The organism is Jannaschia sp. 2305UL9-9 (assembly GCF_041403465.1).
Lineage (GTDB): Bacteria > Pseudomonadota > Alphaproteobacteria > Rhodobacterales > Rhodobacteraceae > Jannaschia.
Window position 1 is genome coordinate 1,073,738 of record NZ_JBGEHM010000002.1, and the last position, 10,001, is coordinate 1,083,738.

The window sequence follows — 10,001 nt, forward strand, 5'->3', positions numbered from 1 at the left end:
CGGCTCAGAGGTCTTCGCGCGCCGCTTCGATCATCTCGATCAGTTGATCCGCGTCGATCAGGCCGGGGGCAAGCGCGCTGCCGACGACGAAGCTTGGCGTGCCGGAAAAGCCGAGCGATTGGGCAAGCTGCATCGAGGTGTCGATATGCGCCTGAACCTCGGGTGCATCCATGTCGGCCTGCAACTGGTCCAGATCCAGCCCGACACCGGCCGCGATCTGCAGGACGACGCGATCGTCGACACGACCACGGGCCTGCATCAACGCCTTGTGGAAATCCTCGTATTTGCCCTGCTCGCGCGATGCGAGGGCGGCGCGCGCCGCGAACACGGACCCTTCGCCGAGGATGGGCCATTCGCGGTAGACGACGCGCACGTTGTCTTCGGTCTCCAGCATGGCGGAGACCTGTTCACCCGCCCGGCGGCAATAGGGGCAGTTGTAGTCGAAGAACTCGACCACGGTGACGTCCCCGTCGGGATTGCCCACGACCGGCGCATTCGGATCGCGTTCCAGCATGTCACGGTCATCATCAAGGGACGCGCGTGCGGCCGCGGCGGCCTCCTCCTCGTCGCGGGCCTGAAGGATGGCGACGGCTTCCATGACGATTTCGGGGTTCTCGAGGATCGCCTGAAGGGCCAGCTGCTTGATCTCTTCTTCGGAAAAGTCCTGCGCGGCAACAGGTCCGGCCACGAGGCAGGTTGTCAGGGCAAGGGTTGCCAGGTGGCGGGCGGCGGGGATCATGTGAAAGCTCCGAAAGGAATGGCTGTCGCCGTCGGCTTCACGGCTGCGTGATACATGACCCCGTCTGCCGCCTTCGCGCAACCGGGTCGCGTGGTCACATCTGCGTCAGGGCGGCACAGCCCCCTTTCGCGCGGGCGCGATCCGGGACTAGGTGGCAGCGTGATGCGGATCCTCGTCATAATGCTCTGCCTGTTGATGCAGCCGGTTCTGGCCGCCACGTCCGACCCGGTCGAGACGCGGACGGTGCGGGCACAGCTTGTGTCGGCCACCGACGGCGTCGGCGAAGGCACGGGCGTCGTGTCGGCGGGCCTGCATCTGGAACTGGAGCCCGGCTGGAAGACGTATTGGCGGTCGCCCGGCGAGGTGGGCCTGCCCCCCGAAATCGATTGGAGCGGCAGCGAGAACATTTCCGACGTCACGCTGGCCTATCCTGCGCCGACACGGTTCACCGCCTTCGAGATCGAGAATTTCGGATACGGCGAAGAGGTTCTGTTCCCGCTGACCGTCGCGCTTGTCGATGCGGGGCAGGCCGCCCGGCTGACCCTGCGTGCCAACCTGCTGGTGTGTGCCGAGGTATGTATACCGGAAACGGTGGACGTGACGCTGGACCTGCCTGCCGGCGGCAGCGTGGACGCCGCCAACGCGCGTCTGCTCGCCGATTGGGTGGCACGTGTGCCCGTCTCGGCCGAGGGTGCCGGTCTGACCGTCGATCAGGTTCACCTGAGCGAAGAGGCGCTGACCCTTCGCCTTGTGGCCGATCCGCCCCTGCGCAGCCCCGACGTCTTTCCCGAGCAGGGCAGCTATGCCGCCTTCGGCGCGCCCGATGTTCGTCTGGGCGATGCCGGCCGGATCCTGTGGGCCCGCCTGCCTGTCCTGTCGTCCGGGGAGGGGGGCCTTGACCTGACGGTTGTCGACGGTCCGAGGGCGGCCACGTTCCGCCCGGATCTGTCGCAGACGCCGCCCGCGCCGCCGGGACAATCGCGGGGGATCGCTCTGATCCTCCTCCTCGCTTTTGCGGGGGGGCTGATCCTGAACGTCATGCCCTGCGTTCTGCCGGTGCTGTCGATCAAGCTGGCATCGGCATTGCAGGCGCGTGACCGGGGTGCCGCACGGGTGCGCGCGGGGTTTCTCGCCTCTGCCGCAGGGGTGTTGGCCTTTTTCGTGGCCCTTGCCGCCGGGATCATCGGATTGCGTGCGGCGGGTGTCGCGGTCGGATGGGGCGTTCAGTTCCAGAACCCGGCCTTCCTTGCATTGATGATCGGCCTGATGGTCCTGTTTGCGGCGAACCTGATGGGCCTGTTCGAAGTGGGCCTGTCCAGCGACGTGCAGACCCGAATGGCCCGGACGGAAACGCGCGGCGGTTGGGGCGGGGATTTTGCAACCGGTGCCTTTGCCGCGGTGATGGCGACGCCTTGTTCCGCGCCGTTCCTCGGCACGGCGGTGACGTTTGCCCTGACCAGCGGCGCGGGCCTGACGATGGCCGTGTTCGTCGCGATGGCGCTGGGTCTTGCCCTGCCGTTCCTGATCGTGGCGGCGCGTCCCCGCCTTATCGAACGCCTGCCGCGACCGGGCCGATGGATGGCTACGCTGCGGCGCGTGCTGGGCGGATTGCTTCTGCTGGCGGCGATCTGGCTGTTGTCCGTGCTGGCCGCGTCTGCCGGGTGGGTGATCGCGGGCGGCGTGGCCGCGGCTGCGATCGCGATGCTGCTGGCGCTCGGGTTCTGGCGGCGTGCGACCCCGATCGGGGCGGTCGGTCTGGTGGCGGTCGTGGTGCTGGCGCTGATCCTGCCCGTTTCGGGGGGGCAACCGGCCGTAGTTTCCGGCCCGTGGCAGGCGTTCGCCCGGGATCGCATCGCGCAGGACGTGGCCAGCGGACAGACGGTGTTCGTCGATGTCACCGCCGATTGGTGTCTGACGTGCAAGGTGAACAAGCGGCTGGTTCTGGATGCGGCACCTGTCAGCGGATTGCTGGCCCGGGACGGGGTAACCGCGCTTCGGGCCGACTGGACCCGCCCGGACGAGGGAATCGCGACGTATCTGCGCGACAACGGACGCTTCGGCATTCCGTTCAACGCCGTCTATGGCCCCGGCGCGCCCGAAGGCATCGCCCTGCCTGAAATCCTGACCGAACGCGCCGTCATCGACGCGATGGAGCGTGCCGCCGGCCGTCAGTAGTGCAGCCCGTCGCGGTCTAGGATGTCACGCGCCCGCGCCAGTCATCGACAAGGGCCGTTTCCGCTAGGGTCAGCTGCTGCGCGCGTGGATAGAGCGGCGCGGCACGATCATCTAAGATCGGCGCATCCCAGCCGGAGGTGGTGGCGAAGAACCGGGCGACGCCGTCCTCGCCGAATTCCGTCAGGTAGCCTTTGACGACGACATCCAGATAGCTGAGCAGGATGGGGTTCGCGACGCTTGCCGGGGCGTGGTGGCCTTCGGGGATGTGATAGATCGCCGGACCCTCGGCAAGACGGGTGCGGATGTAGGCTTCCTCGCGCAGGTCGAGGGCGGACCAGTCGCCGTTGGGCACGCGGGCGGCGATACCGTCGATGACGCCGCCCGCGTCGGGGGTCGCGGTCAGAAAAGCATGCGACCGGCCCGCTGCGTGACGCCATGTGCGGGCCCAGCCGCGCACCGTGATGCGCCGGGCACCGGCATAGGTATGGGTGCCGAGGTTCACGAGCGAACCATATCCGAAGAATTCATCCATCGGCGCATGTTCCCCCTTGCGCAGTCGGGGTCAAGTTTCGTATCGGAAACCCGCACGACACGGGAGACTCTGCGGTGTATCGCAGGGCCGAAGGAGCAACCGCCCCGGTAAACTCTCAGGCAAATGGACCGGTCGTGCGAAAGACTCTGGAGAGTGGCACCTCGTGTGCCCGCCGAAGGGATAGCGATCTCAGGCGCACGGGACAGAGGGGGCACGAACCGGCGGGGCGATCCCGTTTGCTGGAGGTGCCTATGACTGCCGAGACGAATCTGAAATCCCTGCCGCTGGCCGCTTTGCATGCGGAGCTTGGCGGCAAGATGGTGCCCTTTGCCGGGTACGCGATGCCCGTGCAATTTCCCGCGGGCGTGATGGCGGAGCATCTGCACACGCGCGAAAAGGCCGGTCTGTTCGATGTCTCCCACATGGGGCAGGTCATCGTGCACGGCGAGGGCCGGGCCGAGGCGTTGGAGCGGCTGTTGCCGGTCAATGTCATGGGGCTGGCCGAAGGACGGCAGCGGTATGGGTTGCTGACCTTGCCGAACGGTGGCGTGGCCGATGACCTGATGTTCGCAAACCGGGGCGATCACCTGTTGCTGGTGGTCAACGGCGCGATGAAGCACGCCGACATGGAGATCCTGACGGCAGGCCTGCCGGATCACGAGGTCACCTTGTTGGAGGACCGTGCATTGCTGGCATTGCAGGGACCATCCGCCGAGGCGGTGCTGGAGGCATTGGTCCCCGGCACCGGCGCGATGAAATTCATGGATGTCGCGACCTTCCCCTACGATGGCGCAGAGCTGTGGATCAGCCGGTCGGGATACACCGGCGAGGATGGCTACGAGATATCGGTCCCGGTCGACACGGCCGAGGCCCTTGCGCGGGCGATCCTGGCGCATGACGATGTCCTGCCGATCGGTCTGGGCGCACGTGACAGCTTGCGCCTCGAGGCGGGGATGCCGCTGTATGGTCAGGACCTGACGGGCAACATCACCCCGGTCGAAGCGGACCTGAAATGGGCGATCCAGAAGGTTCGTCGCACCGGGGGTGACCGGGCCGGTGGTTTTACCGGGGATGCGGTGATCCTGTCACAGCTCGACGACGGGGCGACGCGGCGGCGTGCCGGCCTGTTGCCGCAGGGCAGGGCACCGATGCGCATGGGTGTCATGCTCTATGACAGCGAAACCGCGACCGCGCCGGTCGGCACCGTCACGTCCGGCGGGTTCGGGCCCAGCGTCGGCGCGCCCGTCGCGATGGGGTATGTGCCTGCCGATTGCGCCCCCGGCACGACACTCTACGGTGATGTTCGGGGCAAGCGCCTGCCGGTCACCGTCGCCGAATTGCCCTTTCATACGCCGCGTTACAAGCGGTGAAGACCACACAGGAGAGTCAGATGAAGTTCACCGAAGATCATGAATGGCTGGATGAAAACGATGGTATCGTGACCGTCGGCATTACGGAGCACGCCGCCACCCAATTGGGAGATGTCGTCTTCGTCGATCTGCCGGAAGTCGGACAGGAGGTCACCAAGGGCGAGGAGGTCGTCGTGATCGAAAGCGTCAAGGCCGCGTCCGACATCATGGCGCCGCTGGATGGTGAGATCGTCGAAGTGAACACGGCCCTCGCCGATGCGCCCGGTCTGGTGAACGAGGACGCCGAAGCGGCGTGGTTCTTCCGCATGACGACCACGACGCCCGAAGAGATGACCGACATGATGGACGAAGACCAATACAAGGCATTCGTCGAAGACTGACGTCGCCGCGGCGCGCGGATCAGCCGCGCGCCGCCCTGCCTGCTCCCCAAATCTCAGCCCCGTGCCAATGCAAGGATCGCCGGATGCCCCTGACCGACTATGATACCTATGACTTCGCCAACCGCCGTCACATCGGTCCGTCGCCGTCCGAAATGGCCGAGATGCTGGCCGCCTGCGGCGCAGGCAGCCTCGATGCGCTGATCGACGAAACGGTGCCCGCGTCCATTCGTCAGGCGGAGCCCTTGCCCTGGCCGCAGATGACGGAGCACGCGATCCTGGCACGGATGCGCGACCTTGCGGATCAGAACCGCGTGACGGTCAGCATGATCGGGCAGGGGTATTCCGATACCGTCACGCCCCCCGCGATTCAGCGCAACATCCTTGAAAACCCTGCGTGGTACACGGCTTATACCCCCTATCAGCCCGAAATCGCGCAGGGTCGATTGGAGGCGTTGCTGAACTTCCAGACGATGGTGTCAGACCTGACCGGCCTGCCGGTGGCCAATGCCTCGCTGCTGGATGAATCCACCGCCTGCGCCGAAGCGATGGTGATGGCTCAGCGTGTGTCGAAATCGAAGGCGATGGCATTCTTCGTCGATGAGGCATGCCACCCGCAGAACATCGCCGTGATGCGGACGCGGGCGGAGCCCTTGGGCATCGAATTGATCGTGGGGTCGCCGGATGATCTGGTGGCCGAACAGGTGTTTGGCGCGATCTTCCAGTATCCCGGCACCCACGGCCACTTGCGTGACCTGACCCCGCAGATGGAGGCGCTGCACGGCGCGAAGGCGCTGGGCATCGTGGCAACCGACCTGCTGGCGCTGTGCCTGTTGAAGGAACCGGGCGCCATGGGGGCCGATATCGCCGTCGGGTCGGCGCAGCGGTTCGGCGTGCCACTGGGCTATGGCGGGCCGCATGCGGCGTTCTTTGCCTGTGCCGACGCCTACAAGCGGTCGATGCCGGGTCGGATCGTCGGCGTGTCGGTCGACAGCCACGGGCACAAGGCCTACCGCCTGTCCCTGCAGACACGCGAACAGCATATCCGCCGTGAAAAGGCGATGTCGAACGTCTGCACTGCGCAGGCCCTGTTGGCGGTGATGGCGTCCTTCTATGCGGTGTTCCACGGGCCGAAGGGCCTGCACCATATCGCCACCCACGTGCATGCCCATGCCGTCGCCCTGCGCGATGCGCTGACCGGGGCCGGGTTCGACGTGGCGCCGGGGCATGTGTTCGACACGCTGACGGTCGAGGTCGGCGCGATGCAGGGCGTCATCTGGCGCGCCGCGCGGGCCGAGGGGATCACCCTGCGCCGCATTGGCGCCACCGCCATCGGCATCGCCTGCGACGAGGTGACGGATACGGATGTCCTGTCGCGCGTGATGCGTGCCTTTGGCATCGACGGTGATGTTCCCGCGCCGCGCGTCGATATCCCCGAGGGGCTGCGCCGCACGACCGAGTACCTGACCCATCCGATCTTTCACATGAACCGGGCCGAGGCGGAGATGATGCGCTATATGCGTCGTCTGGCCGACCGCGATCTGGCGCTGGACCGTGCGATGATCCCGCTCGGGTCCTGCACGATGAAGCTGAACGCGGCGGTCGAAATGATGCCGGTCACCTTCCCCGGCTTCGGGCGCATCCACCCCTTCGCGCCTCCCGAGGACGCGGTGGGCTACAAAGCGATGATCGACGAGCTGTCCGCGCGTCTCTGCGTCATTACCGGCTATGACGCGATGTCGATGCAGCCGAACTCCGGTGCGCAGGGCGAATACGCGGGTCTGTTGACCATCGCGGCCTATCACCGGGCCAACGGGCAGGACCGGCGCATCTGCCTGATCCCGACCTCGGCCCATGGCACCAACCCGGCATCGGCACAGATGGCGGGAATGAAGGTCGTCGTGGTCAAGGCCGCCGAGAATGGCGACATCGACCTCGATGATTTCCGCACCAAGGCCGAGGCCGCCGGCGAAAACCTTGCCGCCTGCATGATCACCTATCCCAGCACCCATGGCGTGTTCGAGGACACGGTGCGCGAGGTCTGCGACATCACGCACAGCCACGGCGGGCAGGTCTATCTGGACGGCGCGAACCTGAACGCGATGGTGGGCCTGTCCAAGCCGGGCGAAATCGGCGCCGATGTCAGCCACCTGAACCTGCACAAGACGTTCTGCATCCCGCATGGCGGGGGCGGTCCCGGCATGGGGCCGATCGGCGTCAAGGCGCATCTGGCGCCGCATCTGCCCGGCCACCCCGACCTGGGCACCGACGGACCTGTGTCCGCCGCGCCCTACGGCAGCGCCTCGATCCTGCCGATCAGCTATGCCTATGTCATGATGATGGGGGGCGAGGGGCTGACGCAGGCCACCAAGGTCGCGATCCTGTCGGCGAACTATATCGCGGCACGGCTGAAGGGGTCCTATGACGTGCTGTATGGGGGTCGTCGTGGGCGGATTGCGCATGAATGCATTCTGGATACGCGCCCCTTCGCTGAACATGGTGTGACGGTCGACGACGTGGCAAAGCGGCTGATCGACAATGGCTTCCACGCGCCGACCATGTCCTGGCCCGTGGCGGGCACCTTGATGGTGGAGCCGACGGAGTCGGAGCCGAAGCCGGAACTGGACCGGTTCATCACCGCGATGCTGTCCATCGCCGACGAGGTGCGGGAGATTGCCGAGGGGCGCATGGATGCGGCGAACAATCCGCTCAAGAACGCGCCCCACACGATGGAGGACCTCGTCCGCGACTGGGACCGGCCCTATTCGCGCGAGGAAGGATGCTTCCCGCCGGGTGCCTTCCGGGTCGACAAGTACTGGCCGCCGGTCAACCGGGTCGACAACGTCGCGGGCGATCGCAACCTGATCTGCACCTGTCCCCCGGTCGAGGATTACCTCGAAGCGGCGGAATAACGGCTACTGCTGGCCGGCCGTACGAAAGTCGGCCGGCTTGCGGGCTGGGGCGATGTCGCGCACGCGTACCCGGTCCTGTGTCAGGGGCAGCAGCGCCTCGGATCTGGCAAGGGCGCGGGCCGACACCTCGAGTGAGGCATCCCGCAAGGATGCTTCGCGGTGGTCTGCCAATTGCGCCAAGGCGGATTGCAGCGCGACCTGCACCTCGACGAGGGCGGCACCGTCCCGGGCAATATGATCCAGTGCGACCCGCGTCAGGTGATCCGCGGTCATGCCGGGTACGTGCAGACGCGGGTATGCCGGGTTCTCCGGATCACCGACTTCGCGCCATAGGTCGAGGATGCCGTGTTGCCGCCAGATGATGTCCGTCGCCGTGCGCGGGTCATTCAGGCCGGGGGACAGGGCGCGTTGCGCGATCTCGGACATGACTTCCAACCCGAAACTGGGATCCTGATCGAAGGACCGCGTGTCGCCGACGACGATGGTCCCGGTCAGGTCCGCCATATCCTCGGTCGACAGGCGCAGGACCTCGACCTCCATCAACGGCAAACCACGATCGACCCGGTGCCCCGGCATGACGTTCAAATGTACTTTCGCGTTCAGCTTCTCGGCAAGTTCGGACAGGGCGGGCAGGTCGACATGCTGGACCCAACCGAATGTCCCCGCTATGACGGGGATCGCCTCGCCCGTGCGAATGGCGGCATCAAGCGGGCGCGCGCCCATGTAGGGATGGTCCATCCGCGTCTGCATGGCCTTCAGGGCAGCGGCCTCGACACGCCGGGTTGTCGCCTCGATGGACCCCAGATCCGAAATATGCTGCACCCAGCGGACGAGTGCGAAGATCACGAAGGCAATGACGAGGATCGTGACGCTGAAGATCACGAGGTAATCGCGCCCCTGGTAGAACCCCGCATTCAGGATGATGATTGCAACCAGGGCGTAGACGAAGGCCCCGATGAAGGTCGCGAGGACGGACTGCGTGCGGCCGTCCTGCCGCAGCAACCTGTGGGATCTGGGGGTCACCTGACTCGCGGCGTAGTGGTGGGCGGACACCATCACCGAGAGAGAGAAGGTCGCCACCGCCAGCATGGAACCGGCGATGACCGACAGAAGGTCCGTTACGGCCTTTTCCGGTATCCGGTCCTTCAGGCCTTCCGGCAAAAGCTGCGACACGAAGGGCGCGATGATCGCGGCAACAACAGCAAGCGCGGATATGGCAGCAATCCGAACCCAGATCAGGCGCAGGACTTCCCGTACGCGCCAGAATTGAAATGTCAGGTTCATCGCGCATCCGTCCGATTGTTCCCGGCCGTCGCATTATGGTTCCGGCCCCGCCCCATAGGTAACGCGATCGACACGCGCAGCCATCATGATCTTGACGGGTGGCGCAGAGGCATAGCATAGACAGGGCCGTTGGGGTCGTAGCTCAGTTGGTAGAGCGCGTCGTTCGCAATGACGAGGTCAGGGGTTCGATTCCCCTCGGCTCCACCAGGTTTCCCGAACTCCGTTGTCCTCTGTTTGCCCATCGGCATGGTTGCATGGGCGGTATGGGCGCATCCCACTATCGATACCGGTATCACGCCCCAATTCATGCCTGCTAGCGGCGTGAACGACTCGGGTCTGACCGATTTTTCGGGTCTTCTGATCTTGTCAGTGGCCCGTTTTCGCGGGGTATCCTTCGCCGAACTACCGGTGGGTCTCAAAATAATGTATATAGTACAGGCTGCTACGGGTTTTTTGACCATCCGGGCAAAGTTTTTCGACGGAAAGTCAAAAAACCTGTTGCGGCTGTGAATGTCTGGAACTAAACCCCGCTTCACCGGAGGCGCTGAGGTGCTGGACGGGACGCTGGAAGGCGCTACGGGGCGGATGCTTCGGGGGGTTGAAGGTGGCAGC

At 65.6% G+C, this 10,001-nt stretch carries 8 protein-coding genes, 1 tRNA gene and 1 riboswitch; of the genes, 6 read left to right on the forward strand and 3 right to left on the reverse strand.

Annotated features, from left to right (window positions below):
* Nucleotides 1–4: 4 nt before the first annotated feature.
* Complete coding sequence (locus V6N07_RS13290) at nucleotides 5–739, reverse strand: DsbA family protein (protein WP_371156783.1); 735 nt, start codon at nucleotides 737–739, stop codon at nucleotides 5–7.
* Between the two features lie 162 nt (nucleotides 740–901).
* Here V6N07_RS13290 and V6N07_RS13295 point away from each other — a divergent pair, with 162 nt between their 5' ends.
* Nucleotides 902–2,914: a protein-disulfide reductase DsbD family protein gene (locus V6N07_RS13295; protein WP_371156784.1), complete on the forward strand. Its 2,013-nt coding sequence runs from the start codon at nucleotides 902–904 to the stop codon at nucleotides 2,912–2,914.
* A 16-nt stretch (nucleotides 2,915–2,930) separates the two neighbouring features.
* On the opposite strand, the gene V6N07_RS13300 is transcribed toward V6N07_RS13295, so the two are convergent.
* Entirely contained in the window at nucleotides 2,931–3,446 is a 516-nt protein-coding gene (locus V6N07_RS13300; RefSeq protein WP_371156785.1) for a gamma-glutamylcyclotransferase family protein, read from the reverse strand.
* A gap of 50 nt (nucleotides 3,447–3,496) precedes the next feature.
* Nucleotides 3,497–3,586, forward strand: a riboswitch (glycine riboswitch).
* A 111-nt stretch (nucleotides 3,587–3,697) separates the two neighbouring features.
* On the opposite strand from V6N07_RS13300, the gene gcvT reads away from it, so the two are divergent.
* The 3 genes from gcvT (at nucleotide 3,698) to gcvP (ending at nucleotide 8,105) form a co-directional block, all read left to right on the forward strand.
* A complete protein-coding gene (gene gcvT / locus V6N07_RS13305) occupies nucleotides 3,698–4,816 on the forward strand; it encodes a glycine cleavage system aminomethyltransferase GcvT (protein ID WP_371156786.1) in 1,119 nt (372 codons plus the stop codon).
* 20 nt (nucleotides 4,817–4,836) lie between these two features.
* The gene (gene gcvH, locus V6N07_RS13310; protein WP_371156787.1) at nucleotides 4,837–5,196 is read left to right on the forward strand and encodes a glycine cleavage system protein GcvH; all 360 of its coding nucleotides are present in this window, start codon (nucleotides 4,837–4,839) and stop codon (nucleotides 5,194–5,196) included.
* A gap of 83 nt (nucleotides 5,197–5,279) precedes the next feature.
* Nucleotides 5,280–8,105: an aminomethyl-transferring glycine dehydrogenase gene (gene gcvP / locus V6N07_RS13315; RefSeq protein ID WP_371156788.1), complete on the forward strand. Its 2,826-nt coding sequence runs from the start codon at nucleotides 5,280–5,282 to the stop codon at nucleotides 8,103–8,105.
* A gap of 3 nt (nucleotides 8,106–8,108) precedes the next feature.
* Here the strand turns inward: gcvP and V6N07_RS13320 are convergent, their stop codons facing one another.
* Nucleotides 8,109–9,389 carry a DUF2254 domain-containing protein gene (locus V6N07_RS13320; protein ID WP_371156789.1) on the reverse strand — a complete coding sequence of 427 codons (1,281 nt, stop codon included), beginning with the start codon at nucleotides 9,387–9,389 and terminating at the stop codon, nucleotides 8,109–8,111.
* Nucleotides 9,390–9,520: 131 nt separating this feature from the next.
* On the opposite strand from V6N07_RS13320, the gene V6N07_RS13325 reads away from it, so the two are divergent.
* Both V6N07_RS13325 and V6N07_RS13330 read left to right on the forward strand, forming a co-directional pair.
* Nucleotides 9,521–9,596, forward strand: a tRNA-Ala gene (locus V6N07_RS13325).
* Nucleotides 9,597–9,635: 39 nt separating this feature from the next.
* On the forward strand, nucleotides 9,636–9,899 hold the full coding sequence (locus tag V6N07_RS13330) for a hypothetical protein (protein ID WP_371156790.1): 264 nt from the start codon (nucleotides 9,636–9,638) through the stop codon (nucleotides 9,897–9,899).
* Nucleotides 9,900–10,001 lie beyond the last annotated feature (102 nt).